At 52.1% G+C, this 21,195-nt stretch carries 19 protein-coding genes; 3 read left to right on the forward strand and 16 right to left on the reverse strand.

Annotated features, from left to right (window positions below):
* Positions 1 to 70: 70 nt before the first annotated feature.
* Positions 71 to 562: a YqhR family membrane protein gene (locus tag MKZ07_RS12395; RefSeq protein WP_036698422.1), complete on the reverse strand. Its 492-nt coding sequence runs from the start codon at positions 560 to 562 to the stop codon at positions 71 to 73.
* A 206-nt stretch (positions 563 to 768) separates the two neighbouring features.
* Between MKZ07_RS12395 and MKZ07_RS12400 the strand changes: the two genes are divergently transcribed.
* Both MKZ07_RS12400 and MKZ07_RS12405 read left to right on the forward strand, forming a co-directional pair.
* Positions 769 to 1,722 (forward strand): DUF1385 domain-containing protein, encoded by a 954-nt coding sequence (locus tag MKZ07_RS12400; RefSeq protein WP_143804218.1) that lies wholly within the window; start codon positions 769 to 771, stop codon positions 1,720 to 1,722.
* A 7-nt stretch (positions 1,723 to 1,729) separates the two neighbouring features.
* On the forward strand, positions 1,730 to 2,068 hold the full coding sequence (locus tag MKZ07_RS12405) for a hypothetical protein (protein WP_036698426.1): 339 nt from the start codon (positions 1,730 to 1,732) through the stop codon (positions 2,066 to 2,068).
* A 100-nt stretch (positions 2,069 to 2,168) separates the two neighbouring features.
* Here the strand turns inward: MKZ07_RS12405 and MKZ07_RS12410 are convergent, their stop codons facing one another.
* The 3 genes from MKZ07_RS12410 to mntR all read right to left on the reverse strand — a co-directional run bounded on the left by MKZ07_RS12410 (position 2,169) and on the right by mntR (position 5,494).
* Positions 2,169 to 3,149, reverse strand: coding sequence for a patatin-like phospholipase family protein (locus MKZ07_RS12410; protein ID WP_341025990.1), 981 nt, complete (start codon positions 3,147 to 3,149; stop codon positions 2,169 to 2,171).
* Between the two features lie 64 nt (positions 3,150 to 3,213).
* Positions 3,214 to 4,890 carry a family 10 glycosylhydrolase gene (locus tag MKZ07_RS12415; protein WP_036698428.1) on the reverse strand — a complete coding sequence of 559 codons (1,677 nt, stop codon included), beginning with the start codon at positions 4,888 to 4,890 and terminating at the stop codon, positions 3,214 to 3,216.
* Positions 4,891 to 5,068: 178 nt separating this feature from the next.
* Positions 5,069 to 5,494 (reverse strand): transcriptional regulator MntR, encoded by a 426-nt coding sequence (gene mntR, locus MKZ07_RS12420; RefSeq protein ID WP_036698430.1) that lies wholly within the window; start codon positions 5,492 to 5,494, stop codon positions 5,069 to 5,071.
* Between the two features lie 193 nt (positions 5,495 to 5,687).
* Here mntR and splB point away from each other — a divergent pair, with 193 nt between their 5' ends.
* Positions 5,688 to 6,764 carry a spore photoproduct lyase gene (gene splB / locus MKZ07_RS12425; RefSeq protein WP_036698433.1) on the forward strand — a complete coding sequence of 359 codons (1,077 nt, stop codon included), beginning with the start codon at positions 5,688 to 5,690 and terminating at the stop codon, positions 6,762 to 6,764.
* A gap of 9 nt (positions 6,765 to 6,773) precedes the next feature.
* Here splB and MKZ07_RS12430 read toward each other — a convergent pair whose 3' ends face one another.
* The 12 genes from MKZ07_RS12430 to MKZ07_RS12485 form a co-directional block, all read right to left on the reverse strand.
* Positions 6,774 to 7,487 carry a cytochrome c biogenesis CcdA family protein gene (locus MKZ07_RS12430; RefSeq protein ID WP_036698435.1) on the reverse strand — a complete coding sequence of 238 codons (714 nt, stop codon included), beginning with the start codon at positions 7,485 to 7,487 and terminating at the stop codon, positions 6,774 to 6,776.
* Between the two features lie 106 nt (positions 7,488 to 7,593).
* Positions 7,594 to 8,397, reverse strand: a complete 804-nt coding sequence (locus tag MKZ07_RS12435; protein ID WP_036698438.1) for a metal ABC transporter permease — start codon at positions 8,395 to 8,397, stop codon at positions 7,594 to 7,596.
* Positions 8,398 to 8,992: 595 nt separating this feature from the next.
* Entirely contained in the window at positions 8,993 to 9,742 is a 750-nt protein-coding gene (locus MKZ07_RS12440) for a metal ABC transporter ATP-binding protein (protein WP_341025992.1), read from the reverse strand.
* A 33-nt stretch (positions 9,743 to 9,775) separates the two neighbouring features.
* The gene (locus MKZ07_RS12445) at positions 9,776 to 10,753 is read right to left on the reverse strand and encodes a metal ABC transporter solute-binding protein, Zn/Mn family (RefSeq protein ID WP_036698443.1); all 978 of its coding nucleotides are present in this window, start codon (positions 10,751 to 10,753) and stop codon (positions 9,776 to 9,778) included.
* 205 nt (positions 10,754 to 10,958) lie between these two features.
* A complete protein-coding gene (gene metG, locus MKZ07_RS12450; RefSeq protein ID WP_076154427.1) occupies positions 10,959 to 12,986 on the reverse strand; it encodes a methionine--tRNA ligase in 2,028 nt (675 codons plus the stop codon).
* A gap of 358 nt (positions 12,987 to 13,344) precedes the next feature.
* Positions 13,345 to 13,608, reverse strand: coding sequence for a membrane protein insertion efficiency factor YidD (gene yidD / locus MKZ07_RS12455; protein ID WP_036698448.1), 264 nt, complete (start codon positions 13,606 to 13,608; stop codon positions 13,345 to 13,347).
* Positions 13,609 to 13,610: 2 nt separating this feature from the next.
* Positions 13,611 to 14,072 (reverse strand): Fur family transcriptional regulator, encoded by a 462-nt coding sequence (locus tag MKZ07_RS12460; RefSeq protein ID WP_036698451.1) that lies wholly within the window; start codon positions 14,070 to 14,072, stop codon positions 13,611 to 13,613.
* 173 nt (positions 14,073 to 14,245) lie between these two features.
* On the reverse strand, positions 14,246 to 16,543 hold the full coding sequence (locus MKZ07_RS12465; RefSeq protein ID WP_036698454.1) for a copper amine oxidase N-terminal domain-containing protein: 2,298 nt from the start codon (positions 16,541 to 16,543) through the stop codon (positions 14,246 to 14,248).
* Between the two features lie 247 nt (positions 16,544 to 16,790).
* Complete coding sequence (locus tag MKZ07_RS12470) at positions 16,791 to 17,585, reverse strand: response regulator transcription factor (RefSeq protein ID WP_036698457.1); 795 nt, start codon at positions 17,583 to 17,585, stop codon at positions 16,791 to 16,793.
* Complete coding sequence (locus tag MKZ07_RS12475) at positions 17,563 to 19,416, reverse strand: cache domain-containing sensor histidine kinase (protein WP_036698460.1); 1,854 nt, start codon at positions 19,414 to 19,416, stop codon at positions 17,563 to 17,565. Before MKZ07_RS12475 ends, MKZ07_RS12470 begins: the two co-directional genes overlap by 23 nt.
* A gap of 27 nt (positions 19,417 to 19,443) precedes the next feature.
* Positions 19,444 to 20,274, reverse strand: coding sequence for a carbohydrate ABC transporter permease (locus tag MKZ07_RS12480; protein ID WP_036698462.1), 831 nt, complete (start codon positions 20,272 to 20,274; stop codon positions 19,444 to 19,446).
* Positions 20,274 to 21,158 (reverse strand): carbohydrate ABC transporter permease, encoded by an 885-nt coding sequence (locus tag MKZ07_RS12485; protein ID WP_036698463.1) that lies wholly within the window; start codon positions 21,156 to 21,158, stop codon positions 20,274 to 20,276. Before MKZ07_RS12485 ends, MKZ07_RS12480 begins: the two co-directional genes overlap by 1 nt.
* Between the last annotated feature and the right edge of the window lie 37 nt (positions 21,159 to 21,195).

Raw genomic sequence — 21,195 nt, forward strand, 5'->3', positions numbered from 1 at the left:
TCTCCTCTCGAAATAGCCACATTGTATTTTACCATAGCCGCAGGCCAACTGAGAAGTTTTTTCGAAGGGCCTAGGCCAGCTTCGTCTGCTGTTCGCGTTTGCGTTCATCCGTATACTCGATTGCCGCCGTATATCCGATGAATAATCCCCAGAGCAGGAAAAGGCAGAATTCGCTGATGACCGTGTTCCACGACAGCTTGAACGGCGGCTGGAGCAGGAATAGGCGCGAACACGCAAGGAACAGGACCGACCACCACAGCACTCCGTATATCATCCCGGGCCAAGGCCCGTTAAGCTTCCGGAAAATTAATACGTAGATCAGGGACGCCAATACTGAGAATACAATAAAAAACAAATATCCAAGCAGATGCCCGGCAGGGGTCACCAGAAATCCATGCTTGAAAAAGGGCTCCGCCAAAAATCCCGGAATGACCTTGGTAAAGTGCAAAACGTACATCAGCCAGTGCAATCCTCCCCAGATTAAACCGGCGAAATAACCCAGTTCAATGGAGAAATAAAAAGGATTCGTCTGGACGGTCTTGGCCTTGCTTGAAGAACTCATAGAGTTGCCTCTCTTTCGGTATGGGGTTAATCCGGTTTCCACTCCGCTCTCTATAGCTAGTATGTACAGCTAACGGCAATCCAACTAGTAATGTGGTTAAAAATTAGTTACAATGTATTATATAAATCATATCAATATACGGGAAGGTGAATTGGTTGTCCCAGGAAACTCCCAGTTACGGCGGCCAAGCCGTCATCGAAGGCGTCATGTTCGGCGGCAAGCATGTCAACGTAACAGCCGTAAGACGAAAGAATCAGGAGATTACATTTTTGGAGGTGCCGAAGAGCGATAAGAGCTGGGTCCTTAAACTGCGCAAGATTCCGCTGCTTCGCGGCATTGTCAGTATTATAGATTCCAGCGCCAAAGGCTCGAAGCATCTGAACTATTCGGCAGAATCCTATGCCGAGGATGAGACGGAGCCGGAAGAGCTTGCTAAGCAGCAGGCGAAGGGCAAGGACAAGAAGAAGGACGAAGGCTGGAGTCTCGGGATGATCTTCGGCGTAGCTGTAATGGGTATTCTTTCTTTCCTGTTCGGCAAGCTGATTTTCACGCTGGTCCCGGTATTCGTAGAAGATTTTTTGTTCAAGAATGTATTTGACAACTATATTCTGCACAACCTTGTGGAAGGCGGCATCAAGCTCATTCTCCTGCTCGTCTATCTCTGGGCGATCTCGCAGACACCAGTGATCAAGCGGCTCTTCCAGTACCATGGAGCTGAGCATAAGGTCATCAGCGCCTTTGAAGCTGGTGAAGAGCTGACAGTAGCGAACGTACAGAAATACAGCCGTCTGCATTACCGCTGCGGAAGCAGCTTCATGATGCTGACGATTATCCTCGGTGTGATTATCTACTCGGTCGTCCCATGGAATTCCCTGATGGAACGGGTACTGCAGCGTATCGTTCTTTTGCCGGTGGTCATCGGAATCTCGTTCGAGGTACTGAAGGGCACGAATGCGGTAAGAGATATTCCCGGCCTTAAGTATCTGGGGTACCCTGGCCTGTGGCTGCAGCTGTTGACTACCAAGGAACCTAAGGACGATATGGTAGAGGTGTCTATCGCTTCCTTCAACCGGATGCGGGAGCTGGACGCTGCAATTGAAGCAAAAGGATATTCGGAGGCAAGTGTGTCAGGCGGCATTTTGGATCCTGCGAAAGGATGATTAGCCAATGATCAGACATGCTTTGATATTTTGGATTACGACAGCTCTTGCCGTATGGGGCCTGGTGATGGATATTATGGCGCGCGGCCTGATGGCCCTGTCCATCTTCATCTTACCCCTGATTCTGCTGGGACTGTTGTATTACGCCTACAAGATAGCCCCCGGCAGAATGGGAGGCGGACCCGGACGTCCGCGCACCAAGGTTAAGCCTTCGGTCAAGACGATGTCCAAGGTTGCCGGCATCCGCAAGACCACAGGCTCACCCGGTAAGCGCAAAAGTTATCCCTTCCAGGTCATCGAAGGCAGTAAGGGTAAGAATGACGATCAGTTGCCCAAATATCACTGAACCATTCAAGCATAACTGCAAAAGGCATCCCCACGTTATTGGAATAACGTGCGGGATGCCTTTTTTTTGTTTTTGGGGGCCCCGCAAAGTACTTGAGTCATTACCGCCTTGGACCTGCAGTCTGAAGGGGTGCCCTCCAGGTATAGGAAGGCGGTGCTGGACGATAGTTAGCGAAGAACTCTTCTCCGGCTGCGATCCCCGCCGTATACAAGGCGTCGGTCTGTGTCTCCGTGATATGAAACTCGGTGGTGGAGATGCCCAGCGTAGGGATTTTGACCGTACGAACGAATTTATCCGTCTCAATATACCGTTCATCATGTGCGGAGAGCATCGTCTCCACCATCGCCTCCAGCATGCTGAACGGCCCCGTAATATGATGCGGCTGCGGGGATGCCTTTCCGATCAGCTGGTAGCCAATGGTTGGCGTTCTGCGCTCTGGTGATTGGAAGCCATCTTTCTTCTCAACGAACAGCCAGAGCGGAAAATTACTGAGCACCCCGCCGTCCACCATATAGATCAGCTGCCCGCTGAACGATTTCCCCCGGGCCGCCTCTCCGGCCAGCCGCAGGATCACCGGATCGAAGAAGTACGGAATACTGCAGCTCATCCGCACCGCCTTGGCAACTTCGAAGCTGTCAGGCTCTATCCCGTACTGCACCAAATCATCGGGCAGCACCACAATCCGCCCGTTGGTGATGTCTGATGTAATCACCCGCAGCTTGCCGCGCGGCAGATCCCGGAACGTAACTACCCCCTGCTCCAGCAGGAGGCCGCGAATCCACGCTTCCAGCGCCTGGCCTGAGTACAGCCCCTTCTTGAGCAGCACACGTAAGGCCGGCCCGACGAAGGCGGTGTTGTAGAGCGCTGCCCTTGTCAGGAAGGAGGTGAACGGCGTACGCCGGATAATCCGGCTCATGGTCTCACCGCTGTACCCCGCTGCCAGCAGCGAGGCAATGATCGAGCCGGAAGAGGTACCTGCTACCCGCCCGAAGGTCCGGCCTGCGCGTTCCGTTGCCTGCACCGCACCTGCAAGAGCAATTCCTTTAACTCCACCGCCTTCAAATACAGCGTTAATCTCCATACATGGCAATCCCCCGTTCCATAGAATGTATTGTTATCTATGAGCACGGGGGAGTATTCATGACTTAATTCTTGAAATAGAAGCTGAGCAGGCTGGCCAGTCCATACGGGTCACGGACTACAATATCATTCGCCCGGAACAGGATGCTGCCTGTCACCTCATCGTACTTCTCATTATATTTGAGCTGGTTGATAATCTGATCTCCGCTCTGCCATTCCGCTGTCTGCTTGGTATCCCCTACCTTGTAGGAGGCCAGACCGATATACAGCTTAACCTTCGTTCCCTTAACCTCATTCACCCACCAGTCCACCAGCTTATCATAACGGGCAGCGCTGAAGGAGAGGCTCCAATAGACCTGCGGGGCAACATAATCGATCCAGCCGTTCTGAATCCAGGTACGCACATCCGCATACATGTCATCATAGGCTGACACCCCTGCTGAAGTATCCGAGCCGGTGCTGTCTGCCTTTTTGTTACGCCATACCCCGAACGGGCTGACCCCATATGAGACGGACGGCTTCGCTGCATGAATCTCCTGCCCCAGCTGACGAATGAACTGGTTGATATTATCCCGCCGCCAATCTCCTTTGCCAGCAATTCCTTGTGCATTGAAGGTCTTGAAGGCCGTATCATCGGCAAAAGCTACATTGGACGGATAGAAATAATCATCCAAATGCACCCCGTCGATATCATACCCTCTGACCACCTCCATCACCGTGTCAATAATATGCTGCCGCGCTTCCGGAATCCCCGGGTTGATGTACAGCTTATTCTCCGCCTTGACGATCCAGTCCGGATGAAGCTTGGCTACATGGTTAGGGGCTAGGCTGCTGGTAGAAGCATCGGTTGTAGCCCGGAATGGATTGAACCAGGCGTGCAGCTGCATTCCCCGGCTGTGGGCACTGCTAACCATATAGGCCAGCGGGTCGTAGCCGGGCTCCTTACCCTGAGTCCCGCTAAGCACCTTGGACCAGGGCACGATCTGTGAAGGATAAAGCGCATCACCAGACGGTCTGACCTGAACGAATACACTATTGAATCCGGCCGCTTTCAGCTTGTCCAGCAGGCTGTCGAACTCCTTCTTCTGCTTATCGGGATTGCCAGCAGAAGATGTTGAGGGCCAATCCAGATTATACACGGTAGATACCCAAGCGCCCTTCATCGCCTTCCCGGTCTTGGCACCAGGAATGGAAGGTACGGTTGGTGACGGTACCGTTGGTATTGGCACAGATGGCGTAGGTACAGTCGGTGTAGGCACTGACGGAACTGACGGCGTCACAGGCGTAGAAGGCCCGCCGATCTCAATCCCTGAATATAAGGAGATATGCTTCGTTGCCTGCTCCCATAGTACCTGCAGTCCAAGCTGCTCGCTTACAAACCGCAGCGGAACCATGACCCGGCCCTGCGTAATCTGAACAGAAGTATCCAGACGGACGGCAGCACCGTTAACGATAGCACTTGTTTTGCCGCTGGTTAGCTGTAGTACATTATTATCCTTGCTGATGGTTGCTGTCTTACTGGCCTGATCCCATTTCACACCGGCACCCAGTCCCTGGCTAATCACTCCAGCCGGCACCATCGTAACGTTAGTACGTGTAATATACGGCGGCACATCCGGGCTAAGCGTCTCCCCATCCAGTTCAATGGTGATCTGCACAGAAGCTGCACGTGCACCCGGCGTCCACACAGGCAGACATAGCATAATTACGAGCAGTCCTACGATCCATTTACGGTAATTCATAATTCCTCCCAGGTGTTGAAGTTGTATATAGACAAAAAAATAGCCTTCTCGTCCTTGGTTCAGGGAGAAGGCCGTTCTTTTGTAAACGGAATCCTTCCTGTAGGTGAAAAAGGAACGGTACCCGTTTTGACGTAAAAAAACTGGAAAGGTTGCGCTAATCAAACAAAAAAAGCCACGTTTATGAATCGCTGGCTATCTCATGGTGAATATCGTACAAGGTCTGCACACGCGCTTCATCCCGGCGGAAATATTCCACCAGCGTTTCGATCCGGGTGATGGAATCCCAGCTCAAGTGATGCTCAATGCCTTCAACATCCTTATAAATATGCTCTTGCTGTACCCCAATAATCCCGAGGAACTCCTCCAGCAGCTGATGGCGGTCCACAAGACGTTTCCCCACTTTTTTTCCTTTGCTTGTTAGGACAAGCCCACGATATTTCTCATAGATGAGATATTCGTCCTTATCCAGTTTTTGGATCATCTTGGTCACAGAGGAGGGATGGACTTCCAGCCCCTCGGCAATATCCGAGACCCGCGCATAACCCTTCTCGTCGATGAGCTTATATATGCGCTCCAAATAATCCTCCATGCTGGGTGTTGGCATTCTAGCTTACCTCTTTTCTATAATGAGCGTAACGGTGGGACCGGGCCTTGCTCTAACAATGATACATGCTTCTGCCGCTCCTTGGCAAGTCCTGCCGGTCATCCGCTTCCCCGCTTAGTGATGTTTACCATGATTCCATTCGCCCGCAGATTGGCACAATAACGTTATCCTCATTCCTAAGGAGCGTGAAATCATGAGCTTAATCACACCCGAACGCCCTCCTGCCAAAAGAACGCGCAAGCCCACCGGACTCTTCATCCCGGAGCTTGTGTTCTTTGAACCTGATGCGCTGAATTATCCCAAAGGGGAGCGGATTATGGAGTGGGTCAAGTCCCGCAATATTCCCTACCGCATGACCACCTCGCATAACCGGATTACCAATCTGCCGGGCGAGACGGAAGTCGAACAATACAAAATCGCCAAACGGACGCTTGTGGTCGGCTTGCGCAAGACACTCACTTTTGACCAGTCGAAGCCGTCTGCCGATTATGCGATTCCGATTGCCACCGGGTGCATGGGCCATTGCCATTATTGTTACCTGCAGACCACGCTGGGAGCGAAGCCCTACATCCGCGTCTATGTCAACACCGGGGACATCATCGATGCAGCCAAAAAATATATCACCGAGCGTTCCCCGGAAATCACGACGTTCGAAGCGGCCTGTACCTCAGACCCGCTTGGCCTTGAGCATATTACGGGTTCGCTGACGGAACTGATCGAATTCATGGCGGAGGAGCCGCTCGGGCGGCTGCGCTTCGTGACCAAATACCAGCATGTCGAGCCGCTGCTTAAGCTGAAGCATAACGGCCATACCCGTGTACGCTTCAGCGTGAACGCCGACTATGTGATTAAGAACTTCGAGCCGGCCACCTCACGCTTCGAAGAGCGGATTGAGGCCGCCGGACAGATCGCCCGTGCCGGATATCCGCTGGGCTTCATCATTGCCCCTATTATCTGGCACGATGGCTGGGAAGAAGGCTACAGCGAGCTGCTGGAGAAGCTGGCGCATGCCCTGCCGCCGGGGATTGGCAAGGGGCTAACCTTTGAAATGATCCAGCACCGCTTCACCAAGACGGCCAAGACCGTCATCGAGAAGCGCTATCCGAAGTCGAAGCTGGAGATGGACATCGAGAAGCGCAAGAAGAAATGGGGCAAATGGGGACAGAACAAATACGTCTACCCGGACGAACAGCAAACCGCCCTGCGCGAATTCATCACAGAGCGGATTTTTGAACATTTTCCGGAAGCAGCTATTGATTATTTCACTTAAGTCACCTAATTAGAAAATCAGCCAGCGCGGCGTGATGCCCTGCAGCCAAATCGTAATACGGAACATCTGGTCGGTGAACAGCAGGATGCCCATGAATACCATCAGCCCGCCGCCCAGCTTCATCAGCAGGTTGGAGTATTTCAGAATCTTGCGGGCTCCGCCCAGGAAAAAGGCCAGTCCGAAGAACGGAAGTGCAAAGCCGATACTGTATGCCGTTATCATCGTAAACCACGTTCCCGGATCACTGGCCGATAGCGCAATTATGGCGGTTAGAATAGGGCCTATGCAGGGCGACCAGCCTGCCGAGAACCCGATGCCGAAGATGAAGGAGCCAAGGTAACCGGCAGGCTTCCATCTCAGCTCCAGCTTGCGTTCCCGGAGCAGGAACTGCGGCTGGAATACGCCCAGCAGGAAGAGCCCCATGACAATGATTAGGATCGCCGATAATTGACGAATCAAATCCCGCTGGCCGTTGAAGAATTCACCGAACAAGCCTGCTCCAAAGCCGAGGGTGTAGAACACTGCAGAGAAGCCCAGAATAAACGCCAGTGTATGCGAGAGGGTCCGGAGACGGACCTCTTTGCTGTTACTGCCGCTCTTCAGTTCCTGCACCGATAAACCGGTAATATAAGATAGATAAGAAGGATACAGCGGCAGGCAACAAGGCGATATGAATGATGCCACTCCGGCGGCAAAAGCGATTCCTGCATTCAGGTTGGACACGGGCGCATCTCCTTCCATACTCGGGGTCACTCGGGTCACTTCATGTAGCAGCAGTACAGATTCAGTTATGTAGTTGGTGCTGAGGACGGCCGGTTACGCTTGTTTGTTAGGCCGGCAGCCCTTTTTTGCCGATGAGGGTTAGGGTCAACAGTGCAATCAGCAGCAGGACAATTGTTGCTCCCGGAGCCAGGTTCCATACCCCTGCAATGACTAATCCGGAAGTGACGGCAATCTCGGCAATCGCCACGGACAGAATGACCGAGGACTTGAAGCTCCGAGACAGCAGCAGACTAATCGCAACAGGAATGGTTAACAGCGCAGAGACCAGCAGCGAGCCGACAATCTTGATCGCCGTACTGATCACCAGGGCCGTTAACACCGTGATCAGCATATTGAGCAGTTTCACTGGAAGTCCGCTGACACTGGCCGCATCCTCCTCGAAGCTGAGCAGGAAGAATTCTTTGAAGAATAAGGTTACGACCACCACAACCGCAATCGTTACGATTCCCACCACAATTAGATCGGTAGTATTCAGCGTATAGATGCTGCCGAACAGATAGCTCATTACATCTGCATTATACCCTTTGCCCAAGGTGAAAAAAAGCGAGGCCAGCGCTACACCGCCCGACATAATGATCGCAATGGACAGTTCAGCGTAGCTTTTGTAGGCTTTGCGCAGCTTCTCAATGGCAAATGAGGCCACGACTGCAAAGATCAGCCCCGCACCCAGCGGGTAAAAGCCGGTCAGAAAGCCCAGCGCGACCCCGGCAATCGTAACATGCGCCAGTGTATCTCCGATCATGGACAGACGCCGCAGCACCAGAAAAACGCCGATCAGCGGTGCCGTAATGCCAATCATCAGTCCTCCGGCCAGCGCCCGCTGGAAAAAATCACTAAACAGGATTTCCAAGATGATGTTCTCCTACCTTTCAAATGTGAAACCTTTCAATGGGAAAGCTTTATCGAACCCTTTTTCAAATCCTTGTTCGATCCCTCCCAAACCCTCCCTTCCCGAAGGGAGGGCCCCAAGGGCTCTGCCCTCTGGACACCCGCTAAGTGCAATTGGCGTGGGGGGACCGACTTGCGGCGCTTAGGAACGTTTGCGGAAGGATCGCTTTGCCTCCCTGCGGGATACGCTTTACAGGGGGAGGGATCTACTTACGTTACAATACTAAAGATCAAAAGACTAAGATCAAAAGACTAAGATCAAAAGATTAAGGGATCGTCTTATGTTGCACAATGGACGATCCGAATACTGAATAGGTCGTCCTATGTTGTACAATTGACGATCCGGAAAGCACCCCACCCCTTAATTGCAGAACGTACAACAGAATCATCACTTTTGAGCATATAATCTGATTCTGTTGTATTTCGTACAATGGATATTGTCAGAAGGGCTGGAAAACGGCCGATTTCAAAAAAACTAATGTACAAACTGCAACAGAACTGGGATTGAGGCTAAAATGCGGGCTAACTGATGTACAAAATACAATTACCAGCACCAATTAGGACAATGTGTGCTGCAGATTATCGACTTCGCAGTTCTGCGCCTCGTGCGAGTGGCGGCAGTAGAAGTTGATTTTACCATTCTTCTGTACCGGCTCACTGCCCAGGTAATTCTTCATCATGTCGATATCATGCGAGACCATCAGGAAGGTCATATGGTGATGGGCATGCATGTGCATGATCAGCTCGAAGAATCCGGCCTGGGTCTCGGCGTCAATGCCGACGGTAGGCTCATCCAGAATCAGCAGATCCGGGTGGTTGATCAGCGCGCGGGCCAGGAAGACACGCTGCTGCTGGCCGCCGGACAGCTGGCCGACTCTTTTCTCGGCGATGTCCTGAATCCGCATCACTTCCAGTGCATCCTCACACTGCCGGTGCTGGGCCTTCGAGACCCGCCGGATCAGATTCTTGTTGTTGTACAGACCGGACAATACGACCTCACGGACGGTTGCGGGGAACAGCGGGTTGAACGCATTCTTCTGCGGCACATAGCCGATCCGCTCCCAGTCCTTGAACCTCCGCACCGGCTGGCCGAATAATTTGATCTCCCCGCTGGTGGCCGGCAGCAGGCCGACGATCATCTTAAGCAGTGTCGTCTTGCCTGCACCGTTAGAACCGAGGATACCGAGGAAATCACGTTCTTTTACCGTATAATTCAAGTTCGAAATGACCTTCTGTTCCCCGTAGGAGAAGGACAAATCCTGTATTTCGATCATATGCTGATGGCAGTCCAGGGATACCGGTTGCATGTGAAGTACCGCCTTTCACTTATACTTTCCTTATTATTGTAAGGCCAGAATGAGATTTTGCAAATTTTTCTCCATTAACGTGAAATAGTTGTCCCCGTTCTTCTGCTGGGCCTCGGTCAGTCCTTCTACCGGGTTCAGCACCATCGTGGATACACCGGTCTCACTTGCCAGTGTCTTAGCCAGCTTATCGGATACAAGCTCCTCGAAGAAAATATAACGGATGCCCTCTGCCTTAACCAGCGCCGCCAGCTTCACCAAATCCTGCCCGCGCGGTTCAGCGTCCGGCGACAGCCCCATAATGGCATGCTGCGACAGGCCGTAGTCACGTGCCAGATACGAGAACGCCTGATGAGATACGACAATCTCCTTGTTAGGCAGCTTGCCCAGCTCTTCAGTGAACTTCAGATCCAGTGCGTTCAGGCGGTCCACGAGCTTCAGATAACGCTCTTCATAGCCTGCGGTATGCGCAGGATCAACGGCTTGAAGACTTTCCTTGATATTCTTAGCCATCACAAGCGCCGATTTCGGACTTACCCAGGTATGCGGGTCGGTGTGCAGGCTGTCGCCATGCCCGTCTGCTTCAGCTTCTTCACCTTCATGACCATGATCATGCCCATCGTCTTCATCCGTTGTAATCAGCTTCACCCCTTGGCTAACCTCTACAGCCTTGGTCTTACTGTCACCATCAAGGCTCTTAAGGAAATTGGGTACCCAACCTTCCAGACCGGCTCCATTATAGAGGAACAGCTGCGCCTTAGAAGTACTTATGATATCCTGGCTGCGCGGTGTCCAATCATGCGGCTCGACCCCTACAGGAAGCAGGTTGATTACATTGGCTTCGTCGCCACCGATTTCGGCAGTGAATTCATATATAGGATAAAAAGTAGTTATAACGTTCACTTTTCCTTCAATAATGCTTCCGCTGCTCTTCGGTCCGCATGCCGCCAGCGACAGCGTAAGCAGCAGCACAGCAGCAAGCAGCAGCCCTTTTTGCAAGCTTTTTGTTACCATTTCTCTATCGACCCCTTAAATCGTAAAATTTACTATTAGAATTATAATAGTAATGGTTACGATAAGTCAACTCCGATCTGCATTTCGTAGTATCTGCAAGGCGCCCTGTACCCCGTTATCTTGGAGCAAAAAGAAGCAATCCCCGCTGCCTGTGGCTTGCGGAGATTGCTGTACGGTCATTATGTGAATGCCCTTCTTGGCATTCTTATTTCACAATCGCTCCGTTCGGCATGCTGTCCGGCACGGTAGCAATGGTCAGCTGCTCGCCCTTGGAGGCGGCCAGGATCATGCCCTGAGACAGCTCACCGCGCAGCTTCACGGGCTTCAGGTTCACAATGCAGATCACCTTGCGTCCCACCAGCTCCTCCGGTGTGTAGAACTTCGCAATGCCGGATACCACCTGGCGCTGCTCATAGCCAAGATCCAGCTGCAGCTTCAGCAGCTTATCCGCCTTCTTCACTGGCTCGCAGGCGATAACCTGGGCTACGCGCAGCTCCGCCTTGGCGAAATCGTCGATGCCGATTTCTTCCTTATGCTCCTCTTCCTCCGGATCGGCAGCTGCCGCATCCGGAGTCACAGCAGCCGCTGCCGGCGCCGCCTCTGCAGCGGCCGGCTTCCCGGCTCCCATCGCTTCGGCGATGTACGCTACCTCCTGCGCCACATCCAGGCGCGGGAAGATCGGGTCGCCCTTCACCAGCCGGGTGCCCGCTGGAATCAGGCCGAAGGATCGGCCGCTCTCCCAGGTGGTCAGCTCGCCCGGCTGAATGCCCAGCTGCTCCCAGATCTTCGCCGGAGCGCCGGTCAGGAACGGCTGGAGCAGGATGGACGCGGTGCGCAGTCCTTCGACCAGGTGTCTCATTACCGAAGCCAGTTCAGCGCTGCGGCTCTCGTCCTTGGCGAGCACCCAAGGCTGAGTCTCGTCAATGTATTTGTTCGTCCGGCTGATCAGCGCGCCGATGGCAGTCAGGGCTACGGAGAATTCCATCTTCTCCATCGCTTCTTCCACCTTGGCGTAAGTACTCTGTACTACCGCCTCAAGCTCACCGTCAAATGCGGTCACCTGGCCGGCATAAGCCGGAAGCTCGCCGCCGAAGTATTTCTCCACCATTGCGCCAGTCCGGTTCAGCAGGTTACCCAGGTCATTGGCCAGATCGTAGTTAATACGATCCACGAAGCTCTCCGGCGTGAAGGTTCCGTCCGAGCCGAAGGGAACCTCGCGCAGCAGATAATAGCGCAGAGCATCCAGGCCGTAACGGTCAATCAGAGTTACCGGATCGACCACATTACCCTTGGATTTGGACATCTTGCCATCCTTCATCAGCAGCCAGCCGTGCGCGAACACCTTCTTCGGCAGCGGTTCGCCAAGTGCCATCAGAATGATCGGCCAGTAGATCGTATGGAAGCGGACAATTTCCTTCCCGACGATATGTACATCCGCAGGCCAGTACTTGTCATACAGGCTGCGGTCCTCCGAGCCATAGCCAAGGGCCGTAATGTAGTTAGTAAGCGCATCGATCCATACATACACTACATGCTTCTCGTCGCCTTTTACCTTAACACCCCAGTCAAAAGTCGTACGGGATACCGCCAGATCCTCCAGACCCGGCTTGATGAAGTTGTTAATCATCTCGTTCTTGCGGGATTCCGGCAGGATAAACTCAGGGTTCTCCTCGTAGAACTTCAGCAGACGGTCAGCATACTTGCTCATGCGGAAGAAGTAGCTCTCCTCCTTGACCAGTTCCACCGGGTGTCCGCTGTCCGGACTTTTCCCTCCGGTAATCTTGCCGTCAGCATCACGTTCAATATCCACCAGTTGGGTTTCGGTGTAGAAGGTCTCATCCGAAATACAGTACCAGCCTTCGTATTCCCCTTTGTAGATATCCCCTTGCTTCAGCAGGCGGTCAAAAATATCCGCAACCACCTTCTTATGGCGCTCCTCCGTGGTACGGATGAAATCATCATTTGAGATGTCCAGCTTCTTCCACAGATCCTTAATGCCGACTACAATCCCGTCCACGAACTCCTGCGGGGTCTTCCCGGCCTTGCCGGCCTTCTCTTCAATCTTCTGCCCATGCTCGTCCGTACCCGTCAGATAGCGCACCTCATAGCCGCGCAGCCGCTTGTATCGGGCCATCGCATCACCGGCTACCGTGGAATACGCATGCCCGATATGCAGCTTGTCGCTCGGATAATAGATCGGTGTTGTTAGATAAAAGGTTTTGTTCTCACTCATTACTTCATCATCCCTTCGTTATCCCTAATCGTCCATTTCACACAAAAAACTCCCGCCCCCTATATGGGGCGAGAGTAAACTCACGCGATACCACCCAACATTCCCCGGCTCCTCACAGAGCACAGGCTTCGTCAGTTCCCTAACGGAACTGTCCATTAACGCTGGAACACGCCGTGCGCTTACGCAGACCCGGCTTCAGGCCTTCCGCTCGAACACAGTTCCTCCCGGACCATATTCAATCTGGCGTCCCATACCGGCTCCCAGCAGCCCCGGCTCTCTGTAATGGTGTCCACATCTACTTATCCGTTCCTCGGAATATCACTTATTATTCAAAATATACCCATCCCGGCAGCCCATGTCAAGTCGTATGCAGCGGCTTGTCCCCTGATGGCTGCTCTTTGCGCGGCGGCACCGGGTCAAGTCCTCCCGGATGGAAGGGATGACAGCGGGCGATCCGCCTGGCTGCGAGCCATGAACCCTTGAGCGGCCCATGAACCTCAATAGCTTCCAGCGCGTAAGCCGAACAGGTCGGGTAGAACCGGCAGGTGGCGGGCTTGAGCGGCGAAATGAACTTGCGGTAGACCCGGATAGGAGCCTGTACCGTTCTTCGTAAATTAGCCATACTCAGCGTTCCTCTTTGCCGCGGAATGCCCCGGCCCGCTCTTCTTCTCTTCCCTGCTCACAATCCTTGCAGTAGCCGAAGACCTCGAATTTATGCTTGACCACCCGGAACTGATCCGGCGGATCGGTTAGATTCATCGGGCAGAATTGAATCGGGTACGTCTTCATACACTGCAGACAAATCATATGGTGGTGATGGTGATCCTGACTACAGCTTGCTTTGAATTTGACGCCTTCTTCAAATACAATCTGCTCCAGCACCCCCAGCTCCTCCATAACGCGCAGGTTGCGGTAGACTGTATCGAAGCTCAGCCCGCTATACTTACGGCCCATATGCTCATATACATCCTTCGCAGACAAATATCCCGTATTCTCGCCGAATAATTTGGCAAGCGTCTTGCGCTGATCGGTGATTCGCAGCCCCTGCCCCGACATGGCTTCCAGGATTTGATCTGTCGACAGCATTCGCTCATCTCCCATAACATAGGTCGTTTGTGTTGTACTCTCTTTATAATGCCCCAAAAGCACTGCCCCGTCAATAAATGTGCCCGTTACCTGCCCGCATCAGCAGACGTGCGGCAGAATACAAAAACGGCAGCCGCCCCCTCAGGAGCGCTGCCGTTTGTATTGTAGAAAAATTATTTTTTCGCCGGAAGCGGGGTGAAGACAAAGTTAACGGGCAGGTTGCTGCCGGAAGCGACGGAGAACACAATCTCTACACGCCCTTCATACTCTCCGGTACGGTAGATGACAGCATTCGTGTCTGATGATTTGCCTAATGTGCCCTTATTGGGCAGGTTCACCATTGTGCCGTTTACAAGCAACGGTCCCAGATAAGGACCCCCGCGCGGGTTGAAGGTGATCAGCGTGTTTGCTGCAACACGCTCCAGTACGATTTTGTAAAGTACCCCGAAGTTACCAGCATTGGAAACAACCGTTCCCTTCATTGGATCAATACCGTCCAGGTTCTTGTCAAGTTTGTTGTCCCCCAGAAGCAGCTTGCTTTGCGTGGCACCCACCAGATCGGTGACGTTCATGATCCGCGTAGAATCTGGAAATGTTCCGCGGGTATGCACACCGTCGCTGTCAAGAATAGGCAGATAAGGAAGCTCAGCAACCGGATCTTTGCTCTCCTCCACTATGACTACGTTATACTGAACCGGCAGATCACTGAACAGGTCTGCGCTCAGCGACATTACGTCTTTAGGCTTCATTGCATTTTTGTTCAGGTCAGTCATAATCGGAAGACTTTGCCCCGGCTGCAGGGTAATTTGCGATTGAGCCGAGCCGGTAATCATGGAGTTAAAGTATTTCTCCATCGATACTTTGCCCGTATATTCCGGTAATGTCACGGGACCGGCAACCCCCAGATACTGGGTAGTAATGGTTGTTGGATACAGGTTGTTGTTCGTAGCAATCACATAGAGCTTCTGTCTGGTAGCCATATTGTTCATATGATGCACAAGGAAGCGTGTATTGCCCACAGAGCTTTCACGGTACAGTACACCTTCCGTATTAACGGTCTCTGGGCTGTTGCTGCGGATCAGGTTGTAACCTTCGGACGACAGCGTATACGGCAGATTCGGAAGCGACGGAATCATCCCGCCGTCCATGCTGATGATATCCCCCGGAATGGTGAACAGCTTCGTTACTTCATCCTGTGTATACAGTTGTTCATTGGTGATTGTAATCGTCTTCTCAAAAGTACTGCTAAGACCGCGCTTGTCCGTAACCGTCAGCTGAATGGATAGCGGTCCCGGGTTAAAGTACGCCAGAGAACGATTGTTCCAGACGGCAGTCAGCTCTTCATTCTCAGGATCATAGCTGGTATCGGTCAGCGTTACCGGCTCACCCATTTTGTATTCTTCTTTATCTGTTGTGAATTGGGCCACTGGCGGCTGATTAGGCTGCAGTACCTGGATTGTGACCGGATAAGGATCACTCCACATATTATTGGCATCCCGCACCGAGTAGGTAACCGTATAGAAGCCCGCCTGATCATAGATATCCCGCTTATTGTCGCTCCACCGTTCTTCAACAATCGGCGTACCGTTCGGCGAAGAGCTGGAGGTCACATAATTCACGGTAGTCTCACCGGCATAGATTTCCTTAGGCTGAACTGTGAAGGAAGCCGTCGGCTTCGTATTCAGCGTAAGAATAACCCGCTTTTGTACATTATCTACAGTATAAGGAATATTAAGTGCATAGGTAATCGAGGTTAACGGAATCATGAAGGTACCTTTGAACTGGTAAGCCGGTCCCTTCATGGTGAACTTAGTACCATTGACGGTATAGATTTTGCTGTCTGTTTTGAAGCGCATAATGCTGGTTCCCTTAGTCACAATGACCTCTTTGGTTTTGGCATCATACGTGAAGGCAACGCCAACCATTTCCACCATTGCGCGAATGGATACGTAAGACACGCCGTTCTTGACTGCCATCGGCTGATTGGCCGTGTAAGGCGTACCATTTCTGAACATCTTGTTGCTGTTCATCATCAGAATAAGCTGGCCTCCTCCTGTAGCAGAGGTAGTCATGCTTGGATTCATAGGAGTATCCGTAAGCGGAGTTGCTGTAGGCATAACCGCATCGGTCGGAACAGTACCGTCCACAGGAGCTGCTGTTGCACCTGGAACAACAGTAGCGGCCGGAACCGGTGTCGCTGTCACTGCCGGAATGCCTTGAACCGGTGATGCTGTAGGAACTGGTGCCGGTGTTGGAGTCGGTATTACTGTGCCTGCCGGCGGCTCGGTTACCAGCGGCGGCAGCGGATCCGTTGACTCGGGCTGAAGCTGTGTGTCAGCGGGGTTTGCCGCTTCGTTAACGCTCTGAGGTGTTGTACTCTCTGTGCTGACAGGCGCGGCCCAAGCCGGAATGGCTGCAGCGACTTGCGATACAGCCAATACTGCCACTAAAAATACTTTTTTCAAATTCATTGTACGACTCCTTCTGCTCCCATTGTAGTGTATAAGGCAGGTATCTTCATTACTTTCTCTCCACCTTATATTCCCCGTAAAAACGGGAGCCGTCCTCTTCAGGACGGCAGAATATTTTGCCACGTTCATTTTACAAAACATAGTATTAGACGCATGTTATAGCGAAAAGTTTCATTCTGTGTAAAAAGAAAACAAAAAAATAACGACCGCCCCCTGTACCTGGGCAATCGCTATGGCCGGCAACCTGCTAGGTACGGGCATCGGCCGTCCTGAACCTGCTGCGGTATTCCTTGGGGGTCATTCCCGTCTGCTTCAGGAACACCTTAGTGAAATAACGGCGTTCCTGATAGCCGATACCCGAGCTGATGGCGGTGATGCTCTTATCGCTGCTGGCGAGCATGAATTTGGCAGCTTCAATCCGCTGCTGGGTGACATACTCCACGAAGGTCACCGCGAAGCGGTTCTTGAAGAGCAGGCAGAAATAACTGCTGCTAATGCCAATCGTATTCGCCACCTCATCAATACCGAGATCTGTGTGCAGGCGCTCCGTAATGAATTGTGCGGCTTGATTCATCAGCTGCTCCGGTGTTTTTTTGACAGGCTCGTCAGCCGCAGGCACTTCCTGAAACAACGGGATGCTGTTGTACAATTTGTCCTTATACTGCCTGCTGCGAATCCGGGAGCCGATCTCCCGCACCTTATCGCCAAGCTCCCCGTAATGAATCGGCTTGCAGATATACTCCTTCACCCCGAGCCGGATCGCTTCACGCGCATAATCGAATTCCTGGTAGCCGCTGAGCAGCAGCACCTCGCTCGTAAGCCCCATCTCCCGCAGCTTGCCTATGAACGTCAGCCCATCCATCACCGGCATGCGGATATCGCAGAGCACCAGATCAGGCGGCGTTTCCTCGGCGATGCGCAGCGCCTCCATCCCGCTTCGTGCCAGCCCCGCAACCTCCATCCCCATGTCCTCCCAGGGCAGTACAGTATTGAGATTGCTCAGAATGGGCGCTTCATCGTCAACCAATAATACTTTTAGCATAATGGCCTTCCCCCTGCCCGTATTTCGGAATGACGCACTGGATAATCGTTCCTTCCCCAGGACTTGCACATATGAAAATCCCATATCTGTCGCCGTATTCGATCCGTATCCGGTCTGCGACACTGCGTACACCCAGCCCCCGCCGCTCCAAATGAATGCCCTGCCCCGGCTTAGCTTCCGGCTGATGCTCTGCAGCATCATTCACCATATATTGGAACATAGACAGCTGAGACGGGGTCATCCCGATTCCGTTATCCTGTATCCGCAGTAACAGATTGCCTTGGGACTCCCATACTTTGACACTCACCAGACCCTTATACCCGATCCCCTCAAAACCATGCTGAATGCTGTTCTCCACCAGCGGCTGGAGCGTAAGCTTCAGAATCCCGCAGCCCAGCAGCTCTGGCGGAATCTCAAGCTCATAATCGAACAGATCCTCGAAACGGAACTTCTGGATATCCAGATAATTGCTCAGATGCTTAACCTCTTCCTCCAGCGTAATCTCATCCCTGTCCTGAATGCTGATCCGCAGAATACTCGCCAGCCGGTAGACCATCTCACTGACCTTGCGGCCTTCATTCTGCACAGCCAGCACATTGATCGATTCCAGGGTATTGAACAGAAAATGCGGCTTGATCTGTGCCTGCAGCACACGCATTTCCGCTTGATTCTTGCGCTGCTGTTCCAGATGAACCCGGCTGAACAACGAGTTGATTTTGTCCATAAGATCATTGAAGCCTCTGGCCAGCAGCGTCATCTCATCGTTGCCCTTCTCCTCGACACGGGTAGTAAGGTCTCCGTCCTCTACCCGGCGCATGAAGCGCACAATTACAGCAATCCCGCCTGTAATCCGATTCATGAAGAACAGATTGAAGATGACCGCCCCCAGCAGGCACAGGAACATCACAATAACGAACCAGCGGGCGAACACCGTCACCTCATGAGACAAAGTATCCCAAGAAGTGATGGAGACCAGACTCCAGGGATACTCCTTGAGATGGTAGACCGACAGAATGCTTTTCTCGCCGCCGAACTGCGTCTTGAAGCTCTGAAAGCCGGGCTTAAACGTAATATTCTTCGTGGTGAAGCTGCGGAAATCCTGCCCGTCCAGCTTCCTGTCCGGGTCCAGCAGAATCATTCCGTCATCGTTAACCAGCATGAAGGACACCTTCTGGTCGGTGCCCCCGATCTTCAGATTGCGGAAAATCGACTCGAACTCCCAGTTCTTAATCTGCACCACCAGAATGCCGATATTCTGAAAGAAGCTAAGCTCCTTAATCAGCCGAATTTGCGTGAATACAGCCTCTGTTCCAGTCAGCTCAGGATATTCATGCGGTGCCAGCCATTTCGGAACCCCGTTCAGCTTCATTACTTCCTGGTACAGCTCACTGCCTTTGAACTTATCATAGGGCAGGGTGCGGAAATTCTCCTTGTTGAAGACCGAGACGATCTCCGAGCTCCCTTTCCCGTTGAAATTGTACAGGAAAGCATAGCTGATCGACGGATGGTTATAGAGCAGACTGCGGAAATTACGCTGGCTGGCATTCAGGCTGAGCTGCTCGGCATCAGTTAAATCCTGCTTGGAGGGATCATCCGCACTGAGCGCCATATGAAAGACCGAGGTGGCAATTCCGTTGTCCGTCACATTGTCCATATCCTTGAATACATTAGAAATGCTGTAGCTGATCGCTTTGAGCGAATATTCAGACTGCTGGCTGTATTTCTTCTCAATGGAATTATAAGTCACGAAGAACATAATCATGCCAAGAATGAACAGCGGAATGATAATCAGGCCTAAGAATGCCGTAAACAATTTGTAGCGCAGATTCATCGGCTGTTGCTCCTGACATGATTGATATTATCCTTTTACACTGCCTGCGGTAACACCTTCAATAATCTTCTCCTGCAGAATCGCATAGATCACTATGACCGGAACCACGCTGAAGACGATCCCCGCTGACATCTGTGCGTAATTCATCTGGTACTGATCGCGGAACTGAACCATCCCCACGGGGAGCGTACGCAGCTCGTCATTGGAGAGGAAATAGTTAGCTAGCAGGAATTCATTCCAATTTCCCAGGAAATTAACAATGAATACCGTAACCATCGCCGGAACTGTCAAAGGTACAATAATTTTAGCAAAGATACCCTGAGCCTTCAAGCCATCAATGACTGCAGCTTCTTCAATTTCACTGGGCAGCGAACGCATAAATGCCGCCAGAATAATAATCGTGAACGGGATTGCATTGGCAATGTAAGGAATAATTAGCGCCCAGTGAGTATTGAGAATATGCAGCTTACGGACAATCGTATAGATAGGCAGCATCAGCGCGTTGTTCGGAATCAGCATCCCGATCAGAACCAGCGAGAACAGAATCTTATTCCACTTCCCCTGGCGCATCCGTGTGACCGCGAAGGCGAACATAGACGCCAGCAGAATAGACACCACAGAAGCAAGAATCGAAATATATAAGCTATTGAAAAAATAAGTACTGATCTTGGCATTCACCCAGGCTTCCACATAGTTGGACCATTCGAAGCTCTTCGGAATACCGAAGGGATGGAGGGCAATCGCATTGTTATCCTTCTTCACCGAGGAGAAGAGGACGAAGAGAAACGGGAACAGCACAATTAACAGATAACCCAGCAAAGCGATGTGCGGCAGACTTTTCTTCAGCAGGCGCGGCATCAGTATTCAATCCTTTCCGTACGGCGGGCAAACACCAGCTGGTAGAGGGCGGTTACCACAAGCGTGAACAAGAAAATCAGAACAGCGATCGTATTGCCGTACCCGTATTTGAAATTGGTAATCGCATACTTAATCATATAGGTGGCCATTACCTCAGTTGAACCCGCCGGGCCTCCCTTGGTCATTACGATAACGATATCGGCAGCCTTCATCGCTCCGGCAATCGAGAGCATAATCACTACCGAGATGATCGGTACGATCAGCGGCAGAGTGATGCGTGTAGCCCGCTGGAACCCCGTAGCGCCATCAATGGCCGCTGCTTCATCCAGCTCCCCGGGAATGGAGAGAATCGCCGCCAGCACCATCACAATGTAGAATCCGGTCCACTGCCAGGCATTTGTAATCAGAATCGACAGCATGGCGAACCGTTCGTCCGACAGCCAGTAGACCGGTTCAATTCCGACCAGACCCAGCACTTTGTTGAACAATCCAATGTTCGGCTCGTAGATGAAGCCCCAGAGAATGCCTATTACTGCGGTAGACATAATGGATGGCATGAAGACCGCCGTCTTGTACAGCCCCTTCAGCTTCTTCACATTGGCGATCAGTAAGGAGAAGAACACAATCAGCGGCACCTGTATGCCTACGGAGAACAGAATAAACCAACCGTTATTTTTCACAGAAATCCAGAAGCGTTCATCTCCAAGAGCTTTCTTGAAGTTGTCCACTCCGGCATATTTGACCGTATCGGATACACCGTTCCAGCTGGTGAAGCTATAATAGATCGAGCTGAAGATGGGATAGACGAAGAACATAATGAACAGAACCAGTGCCGGAATAACGAACAGAATGAACACCAGAGGATTTCTCAGTGCCTTATTCATAGCTACCTCCATATTGCTTTTCTTTTGAAAAATGCAC

The organism is Paenibacillus sp. FSL P4-0338, from assembly GCF_038002365.1.
Classification (GTDB): Bacteria; Bacillota; Bacilli; order Paenibacillales; family Paenibacillaceae; genus Paenibacillus_AQ.

Excerpts from the sequence above, each read along its gene's own strand:
- MKZ07_RS12405 (WP_036698426.1), top strand. The coding sequence starts at position 1,730 with ATGATCAGACATGCTTTGATATTTTGGATTACGACAGCTCTTGCCGTA.
- MKZ07_RS12440 (WP_341025992.1), bottom strand. The coding sequence starts at position 9,742 with ATGCAACCGGTATCCCTGGACTGCCATCAGCATATGATCGAAATACAG.
- MKZ07_RS12395 (WP_036698422.1), bottom strand. The coding sequence starts at position 562 with ATGAGTTCTTCAAGCAAGGCCAAGACCGTCCAGACGAATCCTTTTTAT.
- yidD (WP_036698448.1), bottom strand. The coding sequence starts at position 13,608 with ATGGCTAATTTACGAAGAACGGTACAGGCTCCTATCCGGGTCTACCGC.
- MKZ07_RS12470 (WP_036698457.1), bottom strand. The coding sequence starts at position 17,585 with ATGCTAAAAGTATTATTGGTTGACGATGAAGCGCCCATTCTGAGCAAT.
- MKZ07_RS12400 (WP_143804218.1), top strand. The coding sequence starts at position 769 with ATGTTCGGCGGCAAGCATGTCAACGTAACAGCCGTAAGACGAAAGAAT.
- MKZ07_RS12410 (WP_341025990.1), bottom strand. The coding sequence starts at position 3,149 with ATGGAGATTAACGCTGTATTTGAAGGCGGTGGAGTTAAAGGAATTGCT.
- MKZ07_RS12465 (WP_036698454.1), bottom strand. The coding sequence starts at position 16,543 with ATGAATTTGAAAAAAGTATTTTTAGTGGCAGTATTGGCTGTATCGCAA.
- metG (WP_076154427.1), bottom strand. The coding sequence starts at position 12,986 with ATGAGTGAGAACAAAACCTTTTATCTAACAACACCGATCTATTATCCG.
- MKZ07_RS12485 (WP_036698463.1), bottom strand. The coding sequence starts at position 21,158 with ATGAATAAGGCACTGAGAAATCCTCTGGTGTTCATTCTGTTCGTTATT.
- splB (WP_036698433.1), top strand. The coding sequence starts at position 5,688 with ATGAGCTTAATCACACCCGAACGCCCTCCTGCCAAAAGAACGCGCAAG.
- MKZ07_RS12480 (WP_036698462.1), bottom strand. The coding sequence starts at position 20,274 with ATGCCGCGCCTGCTGAAGAAAAGTCTGCCGCACATCGCTTTGCTGGGT.
- MKZ07_RS12415 (WP_036698428.1), bottom strand. The coding sequence starts at position 4,890 with ATGAATTACCGTAAATGGATCGTAGGACTGCTCGTAATTATGCTATGT.
- MKZ07_RS12460 (WP_036698451.1), bottom strand. The coding sequence starts at position 14,072 with ATGCTGTCGACAGATCAAATCCTGGAAGCCATGTCGGGGCAGGGGCTG.
- mntR (WP_036698430.1), bottom strand. The coding sequence starts at position 5,494 with ATGCCAACACCCAGCATGGAGGATTATTTGGAGCGCATATATAAGCTC.
- MKZ07_RS12445 (WP_036698443.1), bottom strand. The coding sequence starts at position 10,753 with ATGGTAACAAAAAGCTTGCAAAAAGGGCTGCTGCTTGCTGCTGTGCTG.
- MKZ07_RS12475 (WP_036698460.1), bottom strand. The coding sequence starts at position 19,416 with ATGAATCTGCGCTACAAATTGTTTACGGCATTCTTAGGCCTGATTATC.